18 protein-coding genes and 1 pseudogene are annotated in these 18,629 nt (G+C 71.2%); 14 read left to right on the forward strand and 5 right to left on the reverse strand.

Features of this window, described 5'->3' with window-relative positions; all coding sequences use genetic code 11:
• Window positions 1-69 precede the first annotated feature (69 nt).
• On the forward strand, window positions 70-1,233 hold the full coding sequence (locus tag ACZ4SA_RS26445; RefSeq protein WP_468279112.1) for a cysteine desulfurase family protein: 1,164 nt from the start codon (window positions 70-72) through the stop codon (window positions 1,231-1,233).
• 63 nt (window positions 1,234-1,296) lie between these two features.
• Complete coding sequence (locus tag ACZ4SA_RS26450) at window positions 1,297-1,965, forward strand: phosphotransferase (RefSeq protein ID WP_468279114.1); 669 nt, start codon at window positions 1,297-1,299, stop codon at window positions 1,963-1,965.
• 108 nt (window positions 1,966-2,073) lie between these two features.
• Here ACZ4SA_RS26450 and ACZ4SA_RS26455 read toward each other — a convergent pair whose 3' ends face one another.
• Window positions 2,074-2,787 carry an N-acetylmuramoyl-L-alanine amidase gene (locus ACZ4SA_RS26455; RefSeq protein ID WP_468279117.1) on the reverse strand — a complete coding sequence of 238 codons (714 nt, stop codon included), beginning with the start codon at window positions 2,785-2,787 and terminating at the stop codon, window positions 2,074-2,076.
• A gap of 61 nt (window positions 2,788-2,848) precedes the next feature.
• Here ACZ4SA_RS26455 and mnmA point away from each other — a divergent pair, with 61 nt between their 5' ends.
• Window positions 2,849-3,976, forward strand: coding sequence for a tRNA 2-thiouridine(34) synthase MnmA (gene mnmA / locus ACZ4SA_RS26460; protein ID WP_468279120.1), 1,128 nt, complete (start codon window positions 2,849-2,851; stop codon window positions 3,974-3,976).
• A 97-nt stretch (window positions 3,977-4,073) separates the two neighbouring features.
• Here mnmA and nadE read toward each other — a convergent pair whose 3' ends face one another.
• A complete protein-coding gene (nadE, locus tag ACZ4SA_RS26465) occupies window positions 4,074-4,904 on the reverse strand; it encodes an ammonia-dependent NAD(+) synthetase (protein ID WP_468279123.1) in 831 nt (276 codons plus the stop codon).
• A 178-nt stretch (window positions 4,905-5,082) separates the two neighbouring features.
• Between nadE and ACZ4SA_RS26470 the strand changes: the two genes are divergently transcribed.
• The gene (locus ACZ4SA_RS26470; protein WP_468279126.1) at window positions 5,083-6,210 is read left to right on the forward strand and encodes a DNA alkylation repair protein; all 1,128 of its coding nucleotides are present in this window, start codon (window positions 5,083-5,085) and stop codon (window positions 6,208-6,210) included.
• Window positions 6,211-6,252: 42 nt separating this feature from the next.
• On the opposite strand, the gene ACZ4SA_RS26475 is transcribed toward ACZ4SA_RS26470, so the two are convergent.
• The 3 genes from ACZ4SA_RS26475 to ACZ4SA_RS26485 all read right to left on the reverse strand — a co-directional run bounded on the left by ACZ4SA_RS26475 (window position 6,253) and on the right by ACZ4SA_RS26485 (window position 7,760).
• Entirely contained in the window at window positions 6,253-6,468 is a 216-nt protein-coding gene (locus ACZ4SA_RS26475; RefSeq protein WP_468279256.1) for a hypothetical protein, read from the reverse strand.
• Window positions 6,469-6,573: 105 nt separating this feature from the next.
• Entirely contained in the window at window positions 6,574-7,395 is an 822-nt protein-coding gene (locus ACZ4SA_RS26480; protein ID WP_468279129.1) for an alpha/beta fold hydrolase, read from the reverse strand.
• 113 nt (window positions 7,396-7,508) lie between these two features.
• The gene (locus tag ACZ4SA_RS26485) at window positions 7,509-7,760 is read right to left on the reverse strand and encodes a hypothetical protein (protein WP_468279132.1); all 252 of its coding nucleotides are present in this window, start codon (window positions 7,758-7,760) and stop codon (window positions 7,509-7,511) included.
• A gap of 78 nt (window positions 7,761-7,838) precedes the next feature.
• On the opposite strand from ACZ4SA_RS26485, the pseudogene ACZ4SA_RS26490 reads away from it, so the two are divergent.
• From ACZ4SA_RS26490 to ACZ4SA_RS26535, 10 genes and pseudogenes are all read left to right on the forward strand, one after another.
• Window positions 7,839-7,940 (forward strand): annotated as a pseudogene (locus tag ACZ4SA_RS26490) (LOG family protein); the annotation flags it as partial.
• A 16-nt stretch (window positions 7,941-7,956) separates the two neighbouring features.
• Window positions 7,957-8,646, forward strand: coding sequence for an SDR family oxidoreductase (locus ACZ4SA_RS26495; protein ID WP_468279135.1), 690 nt, complete (start codon window positions 7,957-7,959; stop codon window positions 8,644-8,646).
• A 25-nt stretch (window positions 8,647-8,671) separates the two neighbouring features.
• A complete protein-coding gene (locus tag ACZ4SA_RS26500) occupies window positions 8,672-9,685 on the forward strand; it encodes a methionine synthase (protein WP_468279138.1) in 1,014 nt (337 codons plus the stop codon).
• A gap of 30 nt (window positions 9,686-9,715) precedes the next feature.
• A complete protein-coding gene (gene ligA / locus ACZ4SA_RS26505) occupies window positions 9,716-11,899 on the forward strand; it encodes an NAD-dependent DNA ligase LigA (RefSeq protein WP_468279141.1) in 2,184 nt (727 codons plus the stop codon).
• A 319-nt stretch (window positions 11,900-12,218) separates the two neighbouring features.
• Window positions 12,219-14,348 carry a putative bifunctional diguanylate cyclase/phosphodiesterase gene (locus ACZ4SA_RS26510; protein WP_468279144.1) on the forward strand — a complete coding sequence of 710 codons (2,130 nt, stop codon included), beginning with the start codon at window positions 12,219-12,221 and terminating at the stop codon, window positions 14,346-14,348.
• A 299-nt stretch (window positions 14,349-14,647) separates the two neighbouring features.
• On the forward strand, window positions 14,648-14,944 hold the full coding sequence (gene gatC / locus ACZ4SA_RS26515; protein ID WP_328396137.1) for an Asp-tRNA(Asn)/Glu-tRNA(Gln) amidotransferase subunit GatC: 297 nt from the start codon (window positions 14,648-14,650) through the stop codon (window positions 14,942-14,944).
• Window positions 14,945-14,948: 4 nt separating this feature from the next.
• Window positions 14,949-16,445, forward strand: a complete 1,497-nt coding sequence (gene gatA / locus ACZ4SA_RS26520; protein WP_468279148.1) for an Asp-tRNA(Asn)/Glu-tRNA(Gln) amidotransferase subunit GatA — start codon at window positions 14,949-14,951, stop codon at window positions 16,443-16,445.
• Complete coding sequence (locus ACZ4SA_RS26525) at window positions 16,442-16,684, forward strand: hypothetical protein (protein WP_403856278.1); 243 nt, start codon at window positions 16,442-16,444, stop codon at window positions 16,682-16,684. The genes gatA and ACZ4SA_RS26525 overlap by 4 nt, the downstream gene beginning before the upstream one ends.
• A 16-nt stretch (window positions 16,685-16,700) precedes the next feature.
• Entirely contained in the window at window positions 16,701-18,212 is a 1,512-nt protein-coding gene (gene gatB / locus ACZ4SA_RS26530) for an Asp-tRNA(Asn)/Glu-tRNA(Gln) amidotransferase subunit GatB (RefSeq protein ID WP_468279152.1), read from the forward strand.
• Between the two features lie 115 nt (window positions 18,213-18,327).
• On the forward strand, window positions 18,328-18,621 hold the full coding sequence (locus tag ACZ4SA_RS26535) for a hypothetical protein (protein ID WP_468279155.1): 294 nt from the start codon (window positions 18,328-18,330) through the stop codon (window positions 18,619-18,621).
• The last annotated feature ends 8 nt before the right edge of the window (window positions 18,622-18,629 follow it).

Consider the following 18,629-nt stretch of genomic DNA (forward strand, 5'->3'; position numbering starts at 1 on the left):
ACTCGGGACGACCATGCACCCCTGCGCCGCGTCCGTGCCCCCACCGGGCCTCGTAGAATCGGGGCCACCATGGCTTACCTCGACCACGCCGCGACCACTCCGATGCTGCCGGAGGCGATCGAGGCGATGACCGCCCAGCTCGCCGTCACCGGCAACGCCTCCGCGCTCCACGCCGCCGGGCGCCGGGCCCGCCGTACCGTCGAGGAGGCCCGCGAAACCCTCGCAGAAGCCCTTGGCGCCAGGCCCAGCGAGGTCGTCTTCACCTCGGGTGGCACGGAGGCCGACAACCTCGCCGTCAAGGGCCTGTACTGGGCCCGCCGCGACGCCGACCCGGCCCGCACCCGTGTACTGGCCTCCCCCGTCGAGCACCACGCCGTCCTCGACGCGGTGGACTGGCTCGGTGAGCACGAGGACGCGACGGTCGAATACCTGCCCGTCGACTCCTACGGCCGGGTCCACCCCGAGTCGCTGCGCGAGGCCGTCGAACGCAACCCGGACGATGTGGCCTTCGCCACCGTCATGTGGGCCAACAACGAGATCGGCACCGTCATGCCGGTCCGTGAACTCGCCGACGTCGCAGCGGAGTTCGACGTCCCGCTGCACGCCGACGCCGTACAGGCCTTCGGCCAGCTCGACGTCGACTTCGCCGCCTCCGGGCTCGCCGCGATGACCGTGTCCGGCCACAAGATCGGCGGCCCGTACGGCATCGGCGCCCTGCTGCTCGGCCGCGAGTACAGCCCGGTCCCCGTGCTGCACGGCGGCGGCCAGGAACGCCACGTCCGCTCCGGCACCCTCGACGCACCGGCCGTCGCGTCCTTCGCCGTCGCCGGCCGGCTGGCCGCCGAGCGCCGCGAGGACTTCGCCCGCGACATCGGCGGCCTGCGCGACGACCTCGTACGCGCCGTGCGCGCCGCCGTCCCCGACGCGATCCTCGGCGGCGACCCCAGGGGCCGGCTGCCCGCCAACGCGCACTTCAGCTTCCCCGGTTGCGAGGGCGACTCGCTGCTCCTGCTGCTCGATGCCCAGGGCATCGAGTGCTCCACCGGTTCCGCCTGCACGGCCGGCGTGGCCCAGCCCAGCCACGTCCTCCTCGCCACCGGCACGCCCCCCGACCTGGCCCGCGGCACCCTGCGCTTCAGCCTCGGCCACACCTCGACGAAGGCCGACGTGGACGCCGTGGCGGAGGCCATCGGCCCGGCGGTCGAACGGGCCAGGACCGCCGGCCTGAGCTAGTGCCGCATCAGGCAACGTTCGCCCTGTTGGCGGCTGGTGCGCCGTCAGGACAGACTGCCCTGCATGGAGTTGATCGGGCAGGGGCGGGACGCTGACGTGTATGCCCTGGACGAGTCCAGGGTGCTGCGGCGTTATCGGCAGGGGGGACCAACGGAGCTGGAAGCGCGGTTGATGACGCATCTGGCGGCCTGTGGGTATCCCGTGCCGAAGGTGTACGAGATCACCGGTACCGACATGGTCCTGGAGCGGCTGACCGGGCCGACGATGCTGGATGTGCTGGCCCGGCGCCCGTGGCGGGTTGGATCCCTTGGCCGAACGTTGGGCGGCCTGCACGACCGGTTGCATGCGTTGCCGGCGCCGAAGTGGCTGCCCCAGCGGTTCGCGACGGCAGGTGACGACCGGGTGCTGCATCTGGACCTGCATCCGGGCAACGTGCTTCTGACCCGGCGCGGCCCCGTGGTGATCGACTGGCGCAACGCGGGCGCTGGTGATCCCGCTGCGGATGTGGCGATGACCATGGTGACCGTCGGCTGCGCGGAGGTCCCCGGACTGGCCGCCCGCCTGGGGCGGGGTCTACTGGTGAGCAGCGTGCGCAAGGGCTGTCGGACCGATCCTGCGGGACGTGTCCGGGAAGTGACCGAAGCCAAGCTGGCCGACCCGTACCTTACGCCTGCGGAGGCGGCGTGGCTGCGGCGTCGTGCTGGCGGCCGGACCGGGCAGCCGGGCTGCTGATCGGTGGCCGGGCGGGTGCGGGGGATCGGTCCGGGCCTGGCCGGCCGAACGGACGACGCGAGGGCGTCGGCCGACCGTCCGGATCCCGAAGGCGCCGGACGCGGCGGCTCAGGCGCCGCTCTCCGCTGCCTCGGCCGCTCGCCGGGCCTCCGGCATCGCAGCCGCGACCAGCTTCATGTACGTCGGCCAGTCCCAGTGCGGGCCCGGGTCGGTGTGGTCCGTGCCCGGGACCTCCACGTGGCCGACGACGTGCTCGCGGTTCACCGGTATCTCGTAGCGGGCGCAGATGCCCGCCGTCAGCTTCGCCGACGACCGGTACATCGCGTCCGTGAAATCCTGCGGCCGGTCCACGAAGCCCTCGTGCTCGATGCCGATGCTGCGCTCGTTGAACGAGCGGTTGCCGGCGTGGTACGCGACGTCCAGCTCGCGGATCATCTGCGCCACATGGCCGTCCTTGCGCACGACGTAATGGGTCGCCGCACCGTGGAGCGGATCCTTGAAGACCTTCAGGGCCGTCGGGTAGCTGCCCTGGACGACATGGATGACCACCCGGTCGATGTCGTAGTCGTCCGGCCGGTCGGCCAGCCGCCAGTTGGAGGCGTTCGCCGCGATCCACTGGGCACCGGCGTGGTCGATCTCGCCCTCCTTGCGCGGCGTGCGCACCCAGGGCATGCCGCGCCAGAGGCGGCGGATCTCCTCCTCGGCCAGAACGCCTCCGCCCACGATCGCCGCACCGCCGCCGATCAGCACGGCCCGCCGGCTCACACCGCCCTTCCTGACACCGCTCTTCTTGCCGCCGCCGTGCTTGTTGTCGCTCCCCATGCCGGTCACAACGCATACTCGCGAGCTTTCGGTTCCCCCGGGCCCGTACCCTGGTAGCGCTATGACTGAGATCTCCCCCCGCCCCCTCCGTGTCCTCGCCGCCATGTCGGGCGGAGTCGACTCCGCCGTCGCCGCCGCCCGCGCCGCCGAAGCGGGTCACGACGTCACCGGCGTGCACCTGGCGCTCTCCGCCAATCCGCAGTCGTTCCGGACCGGCGCGCGCGGCTGTTGCACGATCGAGGACTCGCGTGACGCGCGCCGTGCCGCGGACGTCATCGGCATCCCCTTCTACGTATGGGACCTGGCCGAACGGTTCCGGGAGGACGTGGTCGAGGACTTCGTCGCCGAGTACGAGGCCGGCCGCACGCCCAACCCGTGCCTGCGCTGCAACGAGAAGATCAAGTTCGCGGCGCTGCTCGACAAGGCGCTCGCGCTCGGCTTCGACGCCGTGTGCACCGGCCACTACGCCACCGTGGTCCTCCGCGAGGACGGCACCCGCGAGCTGCACCGCGCCAGCGACATGGCGAAGGACCAGTCGTACGTGCTGGGCGTGCTCGACGAGAAGCAGCTCGCCCACGCGATGTTCCCGCTCGGCGACACCCTCACCACCAAGGACGAGATCCGGGCCGAGGCCGAACGCCGGGGCCTCGCGGTCGCGAAGAAGCCCGACAGCCACGACATCTGCTTCATCGCCGACGGCGACACCCAGGGCTTCCTGGCAAACCGGCTGGGCAAGGCCGAGGGCGACATCGTCGACGAGACGGGCGCCAAGCTCGGCAGTCACGACGGCGCGTACGGCTTCACCATCGGCCAGCGCAAGGGCCTGCGCATCGGCCACCCGGCCCCCGACGGCAAGCCGCGCTACGTCCTCGACATCTCCCCGGTGAACAACACCGTGACCGTCGGCCCGGCGGAGGCGCTGGACGTCACCGCCCTGACCGCGATCAAGCCCCGCTGGTGCGGTGAGGCACCGTCCGGACCCGGCACGTACACGGCTCAGCTCCGCGCCCATGGTGGCGAGACACAGGTCACGGCGGAGCTCGTCGACGGCACGGAACTGCGGGTGACCTTCACCGAGCCGGTGCGGGGCGTGGCCCCGGGCCAGGCGATCGTGCTGTACGACGGCACCCGCGTGGTCGGCTCCGCGACGATCGCGACGACGGCGCGGAGGGCGACCGCGGTCGCCTAGGGTTCCGTTCCCGGCGGATCGTGAGCCGGGGCCGGGGCCGGGGCCGCGGCCGGCGGAATGGCGGATGGCTGCTGTGGTGACCCGCTCGACTTCGGTGTCAGGGGGCGATGGGCAGCCGGCGCTTGTGGTCGGTGAAGCGGTAGCGGCTGACGATCGTTTCGAACGCCCGCTCGTCCACCGGCTTGCCTTCCAGGAAGTCGTCGATGTCGTCGTAGGTGACCCCGAGCGCGTCTTCGTCGGCCCTGCCCGGGTCGAGCGACTCCAGGTCGGCCGTCGGGGTCTTCCACACGAGAGAGACAGGCGCCCCCAGTGCGTCCGCGACGGCGCGCACCCGGCGCTTGGTCAGGCCGGTCAGCGGGACGAGGTCGGCGGCGCCGTCGCCGAACTTGGTGAAGAAGCCGGAGACCGCCTCGGCCGCGTGGTCGGTGCCGACGACCAGGCCGTCGTGCGCGCCGGCAACCGCGTACTGGGCGATCATGCGCTGCCGGGCCTTGATGTTGCCGTGCACGAAGTCCTGGTGCCCGGCGTCGCGGAAGCTCACGTCGGCGGCCAGCGAGGCCGCGAGCGCGGCGTCGCTCGCCGGCTTGATGTCCACGGTCAGTACGTGGTCGGCCCGGATGAAGGAGAGCGCGAGCTGGGCGTCGTGCTCGTCGGCCTGGGCCCCGTAGGGCAGCCGCATCGCGTAGAACCGTGCCTCGTGCCCGGCGGCACGGGCACGCTCCACAGCGAGCTGGCACAGCCGGCCGGCGGTGGTCGAGTCGACGCCGCCGCTGATGCCGAGCACCAGGCTGCGCAGACCGGTGGACGTCAGCTGCTCGGTGAGGAAGGCCGCCCGGCGTTCGATCTCCCGCCCGGCCTCGAAGCTCTCGGTGACCTGGAGCTCCCGGGCGATCTCCTGCTGCAGGGCGATGGCCGTCGGCTCGCTCACGTCTGCTCCCTGTTGCGGTTCACGATGTTCTGCGTTGCGGTTCACGATGTTCTGCCGCGCTCACCCTACCCAGGACGTCGAGGGAGGCCGGACAGACGGTGCGAGGGGCATTGTCAGTGGCCCGCCCTATGGTTGCGCTCACCGTGTCACCGCGCCGCCGTACCGCCCGGGAGGGACCATGCCGTTCGCCGATGAGCTCATCGGTGCGTCCACCGCCGAAGCGCTGGCGAGAGCCGTGGCACGAGCCGTGCCCGGCGCCCGCCCCACCGCGCTGGAGGCATCCGCGGCAGCTCTCGCGCCCCTCCCGCTGCGGCGACGCAGCGACCTGCTGCGCGACGCCCTGCTCGACGACATCCCCGGGAGCTACGCCACGCTCGCCGCGACGGTCCGCCGCGCCGCCGCGGCGGACCCCGAAGGCTTCGGCGGCTGGCTGATCTGGCCCGTCACCAGTGCCGTCGCCCTCAAGGCTGTCGACGAGGGCACCGAGGTGGCGTTCGCCGACGCCCTCGCCCTCCTGGCGGAGCTCACCCCGCGGCTGACCAGCGAGTTCGCCATTCGGACCCTGTTGGAAAACGACCTCGAGCACGCGCTGCGGACGATCTCGACCTGGACCACTTCCCCCGACCTGCATGTGCGGAGGCTGGCGTCGGAGGGGACACGGCCGTATCTGCCGTGGGCCAGGCGGATCGGCGGGATTGTCGCGGACCCCGGTTCCACGCTGCCGATCCTCAACGCCCTGTACCGCGACGACAGCGAGTATGTGCGCCGGTCCGTCGCCAACCACCTGAACGACCTCAGCAGGATCCGTCCCGACCTTGTCGTGGCTACCGCCGCCCAGTGGCTGAACGCCCCCGACGACAACACACCCCGGGTCGTACGGCACGGTCTGCGTACTCTGATCAAGAACGGGCATCCGGAGGCGCTGCTGCTCCTCGGCTTCGCGGCGCCCGCCCAACTCGGCGTCGAAGGGCCCGTCCTGAGCGCGGACAGCACCGCGATAGGGGAGTCCGTGCACTTCACAGCCCGGGTGATCAACGTCGGCACGGAGTCGGCCGACGTTGCCGTCGACTACGTGGTGCACCACCTCAAGGCCAACGGAAAACAGACCGGCAAGACCTTCAAACTGGCGACGCGGACCATCGCCCCCGGCGAATCCGTGGAGTTCTCACGCGGCCATTCGTTCCGAAGGATCACGACCAGGCGCTACCACCCGGGCGTTCACGCCATCGAGCTCCAGATCAACGGTGTGCGCTTCGGCCGTGCCGACTTCGTCCTTCGCGCCGAGGAACCCCCGGCCGCAGAGTGAGCGGCGCACCACCCGGTGTGAGCGCCGCACGGTGAGCCGCGCTCACACCGGGTGGTGCGCAAAAAGCTCGAGATGCCCGCAGTTCGCGCAGCGGTACGCGTCGATCTGCCACCGCGGGCGGCCCAGCCGCCTCGCACCGCCGAACATCCCGCGTTCCAGCGCGCCCTGTATCCACCGCGCGTAGCCGCGTGAGCCTTCCCCCGAGTCCTCGACGAAGCCGGGTTCCAGCTGCGCGGCTCCGCAGTGCGTGCAGTGCATGGCTTCCACCACCGAAGTGTACGAACCGGCCTGATGTGGCGGGGTGTTGGGGCGAAGCGGGTGACCGGTACGGCGGAGGGCGGCACTTGACCGCCGTGACAGACGTTAAGCGTCGCCGTCCCAAGCCGCCTGCGCGCCGAGGAACTTCAGCAGCGCCGCGTTGAACCGCTCGGGCTGTTCCACGCCTGGCAGGTGCCCGGCGCCGTCGATCACCGTGAGCTCGGCGTGGGGGATCAGCTCCCGCATCGCCTCCGCGTCGGCGACCGGGGTGTAGGCGTCGTCCGCGCCGACGACGATCAGTGCGGGCGTCCGCACGGACGCGAGCGTGTCGCGGTAGTCCGGGCGTTCGGCCCGGCCGCGGAGGGCCGCCGCCGCGCCCTCGGGGTCGGTGGTGCGCATCATCGTCAGCACACGCTCCGCGACATCGGGCATCTTGGCGACGTTGTACGCGGCGAGCATCTTGTCGATCACCTCGTCCGCGTACCCGTCCATCCCCTCGGCGAGCAGTCGGTCGGCCAGGCCGTTGCGGAAGGCCTTGCCCTCCTCGGTCTCCGCCACGGGAGAGGTGTCGCAGAGCACAAGCGCCCGCGCCCGCGACGCGTACGCCTTCTGGAACGCCATCGCGATCTGCCCGCCCATGGACACGCCACCGACGATCACGCGCCGCAGACCGAGATGGTCGAGGAGGCCCGCGATGTCGTCGGCGAAGTCGGAGAGCAGGGTCCTGCCGGGGACCACCTCGCTCTCGCCGTAGCCCCGTAGGTCCGGCGAGACGACCCGGTATCCGGCCGAGCTCAGCGCCTCGGCCTGGGGTCCCCAGAGCGTGCGGTTGAAGGGGTGCCCGTGGACGAGGACGACGGGCGGGCCGTCGGCCGGCCCCTGGTCGGCGTAGTGGATCGCGACACCATTGACGGTCACCCGGCTCATGCCGTGACTCCTCCGTAGGTCATTCGGCGATCATGACATGCCGAATCCCGTTGCGGGCAAAGGGTTTTCGCCCACGTGCACGGTGAAGGCGGCGGCTGTGACGGTGAACGTGCTCAGGACGACGTGAAGAACCGCACCAGCGTCGGCGCCGGCACATGCGGGGACACGTCATGCGTCTGGCCCGTCAGTGTGCGGTGCCGGCCGCGGGGCAGCGCCTCGGCCACCGCGCGGGCGGCCTCCCGCATCCCGGTGGGACTCGCACCGCCGTCGACGACCATCACGCGGGCGGCCACGGAGGCGAGGAGGTCCGTCGGGACCGTCCCGTTGCCCATCACCTCGTGGCCGTACGCCAGGGTGTGCGCCAACGCCTCCATGTCTGCCCACAGCGGGAGCAGCCGGAGCCCGGACCCGCCTCCTCCGGTATGCCGACGGCCCCGAGGAACGACGAGGGCTTCCTGCCGGTGCCCCTCACCGAGCTGGTGTTCTTCGCCGAGGATGGGGCGGGCGCGATGGCTTGTCTGGAGGAGTCCGCGGGCATCCAGTAGTGCGACCATGGCGGTCATGACCACCCACCTGATCACCGGCGCAGGATCCGGCATCGGCGCGGCCGTCGCGCGCCGCCTCCACGAGCGGGGCGACGACATCCTCCTCGTGGCGCGCGACGCGGGCCGCGCCAAGCAACTCGAAGCGCGCTACCCGGGAGCCGGCACGCTCGTCGCCGACCTGGCGGACCCCGACCGCATCTCCTGGGCCCTCGGACACCAGTCCATGCCGGAAACCGTGGATTCGCTGCTGCACATCGCCGGCATCGTCGACCTCGGCCCGATCGCCGAGCTGCGTCCCAAGACCTGGCACCAGCAGCTCAACGTCAACCTGATCGCGCCCGCCGAACTGACCCGGCTCTTCCTGCCCCAACTGCGCGCCGCCCAGGGGCATGTGGTGTTCGTCAACTCCGGCGCCGGCCTCAATGCGCACGCCCAGTGGGGCGCGTACGCGGCCTCCAAGCACGGCCTCAAGGCACTCGCCGACTCGCTCCGGCACGAGGAGCATGCGGCCGGGGTACGGGTGACGTCCGTCTACCCGGGGCGCACCGCGAGCCCGATGCAGGCGAAGGTGCACTCCCAGGAGGGGAAGGAGTACGACGCCTCCCGCTGGATCGACCCCGAGTCGGTCGCCACCGCGATCCTCGCCGCGCTGGACCTGCCGCGCGACGCCGAGATCAACGACCTGACGGTGCGGCCGGGGCGCTGACCACCGCGGCACGTACGCTTCCCGGGTGAGCGAGAAGAACGAGTTCCACTGGGGACCTGCCACCGGCGTGGGGTCCATGCCGGGCGGCGACGCACGCGAGGCCGCGAAAACCGTCACCGGGACGTTCGAGGAGTTCGTGCACCTGGCCGAGCTGCCCGCACGCGGGCCCGGTGCCGACATGATCGGCCGCACCATCGGCCTCCTTGTCGAGATGTACGCCCACGTCGAGCCGAGCGGCTGGCGGATCAACGACAGGCCGGGACGCGACACCCGCCGGGCCCGCTCCTGGCTCGGCGAGGACCTCGACGCGCTGGAGGAGTTCACCCAGGGCTACGAGGGGCCGCTGAAGGTGCAGGCGGTCGGCCCGTGGACCCTCGCCGCCGCGCTGGAGCTGCGGGGCGGCGAGGCGCTCCTCGGCGATACGGGAGCCTGCCGCGACCTTGCCGCCTCCCTCGCGGAGGGGGTGCGCGACCACCTCGCCGAGGTGCGCCGCCGGGTGCCCGGCGCCCACGTGGTGCTCCAGCTCGACGAGCCGTCCCTCACCGCCGTGCTGCGGGGGCAGATCAGGACCGCCAGCGGCTACCGCACCTACCGGGCGGTGGACCGCCAGGTCGTCGAGAGCGCACTGCGGGACGTCATGGCGGAGGCGGACGGGCCGGTCATCGTGCACTCGTGCGCACCCGACGTGCCGTTCGCACTGCTGCGCCGTGCCGGCGCGCAGGGGATCTCGTTCGATTTCGGTCTGGTCACCGAGCGTGATGAGGAATCGATCGGTGAGGCCGTGGAGGCCGGCACCAAGCTCTGCGCGGGCATTGTCCCCTCGACCGACGACGCGTCGGCCGGATTGTCAGTGGGCGCCGATATCGTCAAGGGTGTACGGACACTGTGGCGCAGGCTGGGGCTGAATCCGGGGACTCTCGCGGAGTCGCTGGTGATCACCCCGACGTGCGGGCTCGCGGGCGCCTCGCCCGCGTATGCACGCGCCGCGCTCGCCCACTGCGTCCGTGCCGCGAAATCACTCGCGGACAACCCTGAGTAACGGGTGCACGGATAACGGGAGGACAAAACGGTGGCCGGCGAACAGCAGACGACCCTGCCCGCGGACGTACGGGAGCAGCACGCACTCCTCGCCGAGCAGATCGAGGAGCACCGCTTCCGGTACTACGTGAAGGACAGCCCCGTCATCAGTGACGCGGACTTCGACACGCTCCTGCGCAAGGTCGAAGCCCTCGAGGAGCAGTATCCGGAGCTGCGCACTCCCGACTCGCCGACCCAGAAGGTCGCCGGCGACTACGAGACGGATCTGACCAAGGTCGAGCACCGCGAACGGATGCTCTCCCTGGACAATGCCTTCGACGACGCGGAGCTCGCCGCCTGGGCCGAGCGCGTCGCCCGCGAGGTCGGCGCACCCGGATACCACTTCCTGTGCGAGCTCAAGGTCGACGGCCTTGCGGTCAACCTCACCTACGAGAAGGGCAGGCTGACCCGTGCGGCGACCCGCGGGGACGGCCGGGTCGGCGAGGACATCACTCCCAATGTCCGCACGATCGCCGACATCCCCGACCGGCTGGGGGGCGACCGCATCCCCGACCTCGTGGAGATCCGGGGCGAGGTCTACTTCCCCATGGAGCAGTTCCAGGAGCTGAACGCCCGGCGGGTCGAGGCCGGCGAGCAGCCGTATGCCAACCCGCGGAACTCCGCCTCGGGTTCGCTGCGTCAGAAGGACCCCAAAGTCACCGCCAAGCTCCCGCTGCACATGGTGGTGCACGGCATCGGCGCCCGCGAGGGCCTGGCCATCGACCGGCTCTCCGAGGCGTACGAACTGCTCCGCGAGTGGGGGCTGCCCACCGCGAAGCACAACAAGGTGGTCGGCTCGCTCGACGAAGTGCGGGAGTTCATCGCCTACTTCGGCGAGCACCGCCACTCCGTGGAGCACGAGATCGACGGCGTCGTCGTCAAGCTCGACGAGATCCCGCTCCAGGGCCGTCTCGGTTCCACCGCGCGCGCGCCGCGCTGGGCGATCGCCTGGAAGTACGCGCCGGAGGAGGTCAACACCAAGCTGGTCAACATCCGGGTCGGCGTGGGCCGCACCGGCCGCGTCACGCCGTACGCGCAGGTCGAGCCGGTGACGGTGGCGGGCTCCGAGGTCGAGTTCGCGACCCTGCACAACCAGGACGTCGTCAAGGCCAAGGGCGTCCTGATCGGTGACACGGTGGTGCTGCGCAAGGCCGGAGACGTGATCCCGGAGATCCTGGGACCGGTGGTGGACCTGCGGGACGGCAGCGAGCGCGAGTTCGTCATGCCGGCCGAGTGCCCGGAGTGCGGGACGGCGCTGCGGCCCATGAAGGAGGGCGACGTCGATCTCCGCTGCCCCAACGCACGCTCGTGCCCTGCGCAGTTGCGGGAGCGGCTGTTCTATCTCGCGGGCCGCAAGAGCCTGGACATCGAGAACTTCGGCTACGTGGCCGCCGCCGCGCTCACCCGCCCCCTGGAGCCGGCCGACCCGCCGCTCACCGACGAGGGAGACCTCTTCAATCTCACGATGGAGCAGCTGCTGCCCATCAAGGCGTACGTCCTCGACCAGGACAGCGGTCTGCCCAAGCGCGATCCCAAGACCGGCGAGGACAAGATCGTCACGGTCTTCGCCAACAAGGAGGGCGGTCCGCGGCGCAACGCGGTGGCGATGCTGGGGAACATCGCGGCTGCCAAGGAGCGGCCCCTGGCGCGGATCATCACCGGGCTGTCGATCCGTCACGTGGGTCCGGTGGCAGCGGAGGCGCTCGCCCGCGAATTCCGGTCCATCGAGCGGATCGAGCAGGCCTCGCAGGAGGAGCTGGCGGCCGTCGACGGGGTCGGACCGACCATCGCCGCTGCGCTCAAGCAGTGGTTCGAGGAGGACTGGCACCGCGAGATCCTGCGGAAGTGGCGCGAGGCGGGCGTCCGGATGGAGGAGCAGGGCTCGGGGGAGGACGAGGGGCCCCGGCCGCTCGAGGGACTGACCGTCGTCGTCACCGGAACGCTGGAGAACCACACCAGGGATGGCGCAAAAGAAGCGCTCCAGAGCCTCGGAGCGAAAGTGGCCGGTTCCGTATCGAAGAAGACGAGCTTTGTTGTCGTCGGTGACAACCCCGGCTCCAAGTACGACAAGGCAGTGCAGTTGAAGGTGCCGGTTCTGGACGAGGCCGGCTTCGCCGTGCTGCTCGAGCAGGGGCCGGATGCGGCACGTGAGGCGGCTGTGACGCAAGAGGCATGACAAAAGGGGCTGGGACGGGCGCTCGAAGGGGGCGCGCGCGGCGCACCGCGGCAGCACGAGGGTCAGGATCCGGACGCGTCGAACGCCGGTGGAACGCCCAGTACAGGTCACCCGTTCAGCGCATACCAGATGTATAAGGGTGGCCGGGTCGCATTCGGGCAAGAGCTGTAGAGCGATGCCCGTCCGAGCCTCCTGCGGCCTACTGTTGAGACGTGCGCCTGTCGTGCACGGCTGCGGGGTGGGTTTCGGTCGTGGTGGCATGACAACGGAGCCAGGCCATCGCGAGGCATCGGCACTGCCGGCTGTGAGAGGGACGGGAATGAAACCGACCGAGAGCGCCGCCCCGGTTTCACGGCCGCGTGCACTCGCGGCCCTGGCGGGCAGGGCACCGGGCCTGCCGACCGTCGTCGTGGCGTGCGCCGCCCTCCTGCTCGTCATCGGAATCGTCCGTGCCGTCCGCGACGGCCACGGGCTCTTCCCCTCCGCCACCGTCGGCTGGTCGCTCGCAGTCCTCACCGGGATCATCGTCGGCCACCTCGTCGCCCTCGGCCGTGACCGCTGGTGGGGCGGCACCGGCTCCGGCGCCGCGCTCACCCTCGCCACTCTGCTGCTGTTCGGCTGGGTCCCCGCGGCGCTCGTCAGCCTCGCCGTCGTCGCGGTGGTCGGCGCCGCCTGCCGCCACCGCCGACGGCAGGGCGTGCTGCACGGCGCCGTCGACGTCCTCGGCATCGGTGCGGCCGGGCTCACGCTCGCGCTGTTCGACGTCGTCCCCACCGTCGAGCGGCCCTGGGACCCGCTCGAGTGGGAACTCGAGGCCGCGCCCGAGGTGATCCTCGCCGCCACCGCCTACCTCGCCGTCAACCGCCTGCTGCTCTGGTACGTGCTCGCCCCGCAGGGTGGCGGTCTGCCCACCGTGGCCCGAACCGCCCTGCTCCGGCAGGGCGCCGTCGCCGTCGCCCTCGTCGGCATCGCACCGCTGATCTGCGTCGTCGCCGTCGCCATGCCGTTACTGCTGCCCCTGTTCGCCGTCCCGCTGATCGCCCTGGACTCGACCCTGTGGATAGCCAGGGCCAGGGCCGAGGAGCAGCTGCGGGATCCGCTGACCGGCCTGCCCAACCGCCAGTGGCTGCTCGAGCGCACCTGGTCCGCGCTCGAGGACGCGGAGGCCGGGGGCGCGCGGGCCGCGCTCGTACTGATCGACCTCGACCGTTTCCGTTCCGTCAACGACACACTCGGCCATCTCGCGGGCGACCGGCTGCTGCTCCAGATAGCCGACCGGCTGCGTCTCGCCCTGCCACGCGGAGCGGAGGCCGCACGGCTCGGCGGCGACGAGTTCGCCGTACTCCTGCCCACGGCCGACTCGACGACCTCGGCGCAGCGCGTGGCCCGGCACCTCGTCGCCGAACTGTCCTCGCCCCTCGACCTGGACGGGCTCACCCTCGTCCTGGAGGCCAGCGCCGGACTCGCCGTCTTCCCCGACCACGCCCTGGACGCCGAAGGGCTGCTGCGCCGCGCGGACGTCGCGATGTACCAGGCGAAGCGCGACCGCACGGGCGTCGAGGTGTACGAGTCCAAGCGCGACAGCAACACCCCCGACCGGCTCGGTCTGCTGGGCGACCTGCGCCGGGCACTGGACGCCGGCGAGGTCGAGCTCCACTACCAGCCCAAGGTCCGCTTCGACGGACACGTCGCCGGCCTCGAGGCACTCGTCCGCTGGGTGCACCCGGAGCGCGGGCGCGTCCCCCCGGACGAGTTCATCGCGATCGCGGAGTCCTCCGGACTGATGCCGCACCTGACCGAGTACGTCCTGGAGACGGCACTCGCCCAGGTCGCGAAGTGGCGCGCGCAAGGCCTCTACGTCCCCGTCGCCGTCAACGTCTCGCCCCGCGACGTGCACACACCCGGCTTCGCCGGCGCCGTCGCGGCGCGGCTCGCCCGGCACGGCGTCCCGCCGGGCGCGCTCCAGCTGGAGATAACGGAACACGTGCTGCTGGAGGACCCGCAGCGGGCCGCGGACACCCTGGCCGGGCTCGCCGACCACGGCGTGAAGATGTCGCTGGACGACTTCGGCACCGGGTATTCGTCCCTGGTGCACCTGCGCCGGCTGCCGGTCAGCGAGCTGAAGATCGACCGCTCATTCGTGGCCCGGCTCGCCGTCGACGCCGAAGACGCGGAGATCGTCCGCTGCACCGTGGACCTGGCCCACTCCCTCGGCCTGCTGGTGGTCGCGGAGGGCGTCGAGGACGACGAGACGTGGGAGCGGCTGCGGGACCTGCGATGCGATGCGGTGCAGGGCTGGCTGGTCGCCGCGGCGATGCCGCCGCAGGAGACGACGGCGTGGCTGCTGGCCCGCGGCGAACGGGGCTGGCACCGGCCCGCCCTGCCCGCGGGCGAACTGCCCGAGGCCCAGTCCGGCGCGGACCGCGCCTCGGGGCGCGCGGTGACGTAGCCGCCCAAGGGGGGTGGTCGTCGTGGCCCGGCACGACCCGACCAGGCCCCGGTGGACCCCCCGCGTCGGCGGGCGCGGACGGGAGCCGTCGGGCGAAGCCGGGGGTGCTCCGGTGGGGCGACGTCGGTTTCGCTCTTCCCCCGCCGACGCGGGGACGGTCCGGACGACGAGCTCGAGCACTGCGCCGGACAACTCTGCTCCCCGCTTGCGCGGGGATGAATCGGGCGTTGCCTCGGGACGAGTCCGCACCCCATAGGATTGGGGCAAAACCGAAGCCCCCAACCCCTGAGGATCGCTGCATGCCTGGCATCACGCGCGAGGAGGTCGCCCACCTCGCCCGGCTGGCGCGTCTGGAGCTGTCCGGCGACGAACTCGAGCACTTCGCCGGACAGCTCGACGACATCATCGGCGCGGTCGCCCGCGTCTCCGAGGTCGCCGACCAAGACGTACCGCCGACCTCCCACCCGCTGCCGCTGACCAATGTCATGCGTGCGGACGAGGTCCGTCCGTCGCTCACCCCAGAGCAGGCGCTCTCCGGCGCCCCGGCCCAGGAGCAGCAGCGTTTCAAGGTGCCGCAGATCCTGGGGGAGGACTAATCACATGACGGACAGCATCATCAAGCTCACCGCCGCGCAGACCGCCGCGAAGATCGCCTCCGGCGAGCTCACGGCCGTCGAGGTCACCGAGGCCCACCTGGCCCGTATCGAGGCCGTCGACGAGAAGGTCCACGCCTTCCTGTACGTCGACCGCGAAGGCGCCCTCGCGCAGGCCCGCGCCGTCGACGAGAAGCGCGCGCAGGGCGAGAAGCTCGGCCCCCTCGCCGGTGTGCCGCTCGCGCTCAAGGACATCTTCACCACCGAGGGCATCCCGACCACCGTCGGATCGAAGATCCTCGAGGGCTGGATCCCGCCGTACGACGCGACGCTCACCAAGCGTCTCAAGGCCGCCGACGTCGTGATCCTCGGCAAGACCAACATGGACGAGTTCGCCATGGGGTCCTCGACCGAGAACAGCGCTTACGGCCCGACGGGCAACCCGTGGGACCTCACCCGCATCCCCGGTGGCTCCGGCGGCGGCTCCAGCGCCGCGCTCGCCTCCTACCAGGCGCCGCTCGCCATCGGCACGGACACCGGCGGCTCGATCCGCCAGCCCGCCGCCGTCACCGCCACCGTCGGCGTCAAGCCCACCTACGGCGGGGTCTCCCGCTACGGCATGGTGGCGTTCTCGTCCTCCCTCGACCAGGGTGGCCCCTGCGCCCGCACGGTGCTGGACGCGGCACTGCTGCACGAGGTCATCGCCGGACACGACCCGCTCGACTCGACGTCCATCGACGCCCCCGTCCCGCCGGTCGTCGAGGCCGCCCTGGGCGGCAGCGTCGAGGGCATGCGCGTCGGTGTCGTCAAGCAGTTCCGCGGCGAGGGCTACCAGGCCGGTGTCGTCCAGCGCTTCGACGAGTCGGTCGAACTGCTGAAGGAGCTCGGCGCCGAGATCGTCGAGCTGGACTGCCCGTCCTTCGACCTGGCGCTCTCCGCGTACTACCTGATCGCGCCGTCCGAGTGCTCCTCGAACCTGGCCCGCTTCGACGCCATGCGTTACGGCCTCCGGGTCGGCGACGACGGCACGAAGTCCGCGGAGGAGGTCACCGCCCTCACCCGCGAGGCCGGCTTCGGCGACGAGGTCAAGCGCCGCATCATGCTCGGCACGTATGCGCTCAGCTCCGGCTACTACGACGCGTACTACGGCTCCGCCCAGAAGGTCCGCACGCTCATCACGCGGGACTTCGAGAAGGCCTTCGAGCAGGTCGACGTGATCGTCTCCCCGACGACACCGACGACCGCCTTCCCGATCGGCGAGCGCGCCGACGACCCCATGGCGATGTACCTCGCCGACCTGTGCACCATCCCGACCAACCTGGCAGGCAACGCGGCGATGTCGCTGCCCTGTGGTCTCGCGCCGGAGGACGGCCTGCCCGTCGGCCTGCAGATCATCGCCCCCGCCATGAAGGACGACCGCCTGTACAAGGTCGGATCCGCCGTCGAGGCGGCCTTCGTGGAAAGGTGGGGGCACCCGCTGCTCGAGGAGGCTCCGTCGCTATGAGTGCCATGGCAAAGAAGGCCAAGAACTTCAAGAAGTCCAAGACCGGGCTGTACGTGTCGCTCGGCAGCACCGCGTTCGGCGCGATCAGCGTCGCCAAGCAGGCCAAGCTCGCCCGCTCGGACGGTGACATGCTCCGGCTGGCCGACGCCGTCGTGTCCGCCGCCGCGATCGTCACCGGCCTGGCCATCCTCTACCGCGAGCTGAAGCGGCTCGGCGACGACGACGTTCTGCTGGGCTGAGAGGGAAAGTTTCATCGTGACCGTCACTGAACTGGTGTCGTACGAGGACGCTCTCGCGTCCTACGACCCCGTCATGGGCCTCGAGGTCCATGTCGAGCTCGGCACCAAGACCAAGATGTTCTGCGGGTGTTCCACCGAGCTGGGCGCAGAGCCCAACTCGCAGACCTGCCCGACCTGTCTCGGCATGCCCGGCTCGCTCCCGGCCGTCAACGCGGTGGCCGTCGAGTCGGCCGTCAAGATCGGTCTGGCGCTGCACTGCGAGATCGCCGAGTGGTGCCGCTTCGCCCGGAAGAACTACTTCTATCCGGACATGCCGAAGAACTTCCAGACCTCGCAGTACGACGAGCCGATCGCCTTCAACGGCTATCTGGACGTCCAGCTCGAGGACGGCGAGGTCTTCCGCGTGGAGATCGAGCGTGCCCACATGGAGGAGGACACCGGCAAGTCGACGCATGTCGGCGGAGCCACCGGCCGTATCCACGGCGCGTCCCACTCCCTGCTCGACTACAACCGAGCCGGCATCCCGCTGATCGAGATCGTCACCAAGCCGATCGTCGGCGCCGGTGAGCGCGCCCCCGAGGTCGCCAAGGCGTATGTCGCCGAGCTGCGCGAGCTCATCAGGGCCCTCGGCGTCTCCGAGGCCCGCATGGAGATGGGCCAGATGCGCTGCGACGTGAACCTGTCGCTGCGCCCGAACGGCACCGAGAAGTTCGGCACCCGCAGCGAGACCAAGAACGTCAACTCGCTGCGCAGCGTGGAGCGTGCGGCCCGGTTCGAGATCCAGCGGCACGCCGCGGTCCTCGGCGGCGGCGGCACGATCGTCCAGGAGACCCGTCACTTCCACGAGGAGGACGGCTCCACGACGTCCGGCCGGGTCAAGGAGGAGGCGGAGGACTACCGCTACTTCCCCGAGCCCGACCTGGTCCCCGTCGCGCCGACCCGTGAGTGGGTCGAGGAGCTGCGCGCCACGCTGCCGGAGCTGCCTCGGGTGCGGCGCAACCGGCTCCGCGAGGAGTGGGGCGTCTCCGAGCACGACATGCAGTCCATCCTCAACGCGGGCGCGGTCGATCTGATCGTCGCCACGATCGAGGCGGGCGCACCGGCCGACCAGGCCCGCAAGTGGTGGATGGGCGAACTGGCCCGCAGCGCCAATGAGTCCGGTCGTGCGCTGGACGCGCTGCCGATCACCCCGGCGCAGGTTGCCCGGGTGACCGCGCTGGTCAAGGAGGGCTCGCTCAACGACAAGCTGGCCCGCCAGGTCATCGAGGGCGTGCTCGCCGGCGAGGGCGACCCGGACACCGTGGTCGAGAAGCGCGGTCTGAAGGTCGTTTCCGACGAGGGCGCGCTCGGCGCGGCCGTCGACGAGGCCATCGCGGGCAACGCGGCCATCGCGGACAAGATCCGCGGCGGCAAGGTCGCGGCGGTCGGCGCGCTGGTGGGTGCGGTCATGAAGACCACGCGAGGCCAGGCGGACGCGGCGCGCGTCAAGGAGCTGATCCTCGAGAAGCTGGGCGTCGGCGAGGGCTGACGGCCGCGGCTGAGGGCCGTTCGTATGTGAGGGGCGGCGCACACCACTCGGTGTGCGCCGCCCTTCGTGCTCCTGCTTCACCGTGACCGATCGTGGGCCGGGCCGTTGTCACGGCATGACCAAAGCACAACGTGTACTTGCCGCCCTCGCACTCGCCACCGGTGCGTCCGCTCTCGCCGCCCCCGCCGCGAGCGCGGCCCCTTCTCCGCTCCCGATCGGGACGCTGTCCGCCACGGACACGGTGGACTCCCTCACGTCCGGCTCCGTTGCGCCGGAGCACCGCGGCGAGGTGCCGACCGCTTCCCAGCAGCTCGCCGGTCTCAACCGGCTGGCGGAGGTGCCGGGTGAGCTGGACCCCGTGACCAGCCAGGCGCAGCCGGTCATGGGGCTCGTCGGCGCTTTCGAGTAGTGCGCAGG

Source organism: Streptomyces sp. NPDC027962, from assembly GCF_055566095.1.

Excerpts from the sequence above, each read along its gene's own strand:
- ACZ4SA_RS26445 (WP_468279112.1), top strand. The coding sequence starts at position 70 with ATGGCTTACCTCGACCACGCCGCGACCACTCCGATGCTGCCGGAGGCG.
- ACZ4SA_RS26450 (WP_468279114.1), top strand. The coding sequence starts at position 1,297 with ATGGAGTTGATCGGGCAGGGGCGGGACGCTGACGTGTATGCCCTGGAC.
- ACZ4SA_RS26455 (WP_468279117.1), bottom strand. The coding sequence starts at position 2,787 with ATGGGGAGCGACAACAAGCACGGCGGCGGCAAGAAGAGCGGTGTCAGG.
- mnmA (WP_468279120.1), top strand. The coding sequence starts at position 2,849 with ATGACTGAGATCTCCCCCCGCCCCCTCCGTGTCCTCGCCGCCATGTCG.
- ACZ4SA_RS26470 (WP_468279126.1), top strand. The coding sequence starts at position 5,083 with ATGCCGTTCGCCGATGAGCTCATCGGTGCGTCCACCGCCGAAGCGCTG.
- ACZ4SA_RS26475 (WP_468279256.1), bottom strand. The coding sequence starts at position 6,468 with ATGCACTGCACGCACTGCGGAGCCGCGCAGCTGGAACCCGGCTTCGTC.
- ACZ4SA_RS26480 (WP_468279129.1), bottom strand. The coding sequence starts at position 7,395 with ATGAGCCGGGTGACCGTCAATGGTGTCGCGATCCACTACGCCGACCAG.
- ACZ4SA_RS26495 (WP_468279135.1), top strand. The coding sequence starts at position 7,957 with ATGACCACCCACCTGATCACCGGCGCAGGATCCGGCATCGGCGCGGCC.
- ACZ4SA_RS26510 (WP_468279144.1), top strand. The coding sequence starts at position 12,219 with ATGAAACCGACCGAGAGCGCCGCCCCGGTTTCACGGCCGCGTGCACTC.
- gatC (WP_328396137.1), top strand. The coding sequence starts at position 14,648 with ATGCCTGGCATCACGCGCGAGGAGGTCGCCCACCTCGCCCGGCTGGCG.
- gatA (WP_468279148.1), top strand. The coding sequence starts at position 14,949 with ATGACGGACAGCATCATCAAGCTCACCGCCGCGCAGACCGCCGCGAAG.
- ACZ4SA_RS26525 (WP_403856278.1), top strand. The coding sequence starts at position 16,442 with ATGAGTGCCATGGCAAAGAAGGCCAAGAACTTCAAGAAGTCCAAGACC.
- ACZ4SA_RS26535 (WP_468279155.1), top strand. The coding sequence starts at position 18,328 with ATGACCAAAGCACAACGTGTACTTGCCGCCCTCGCACTCGCCACCGGT.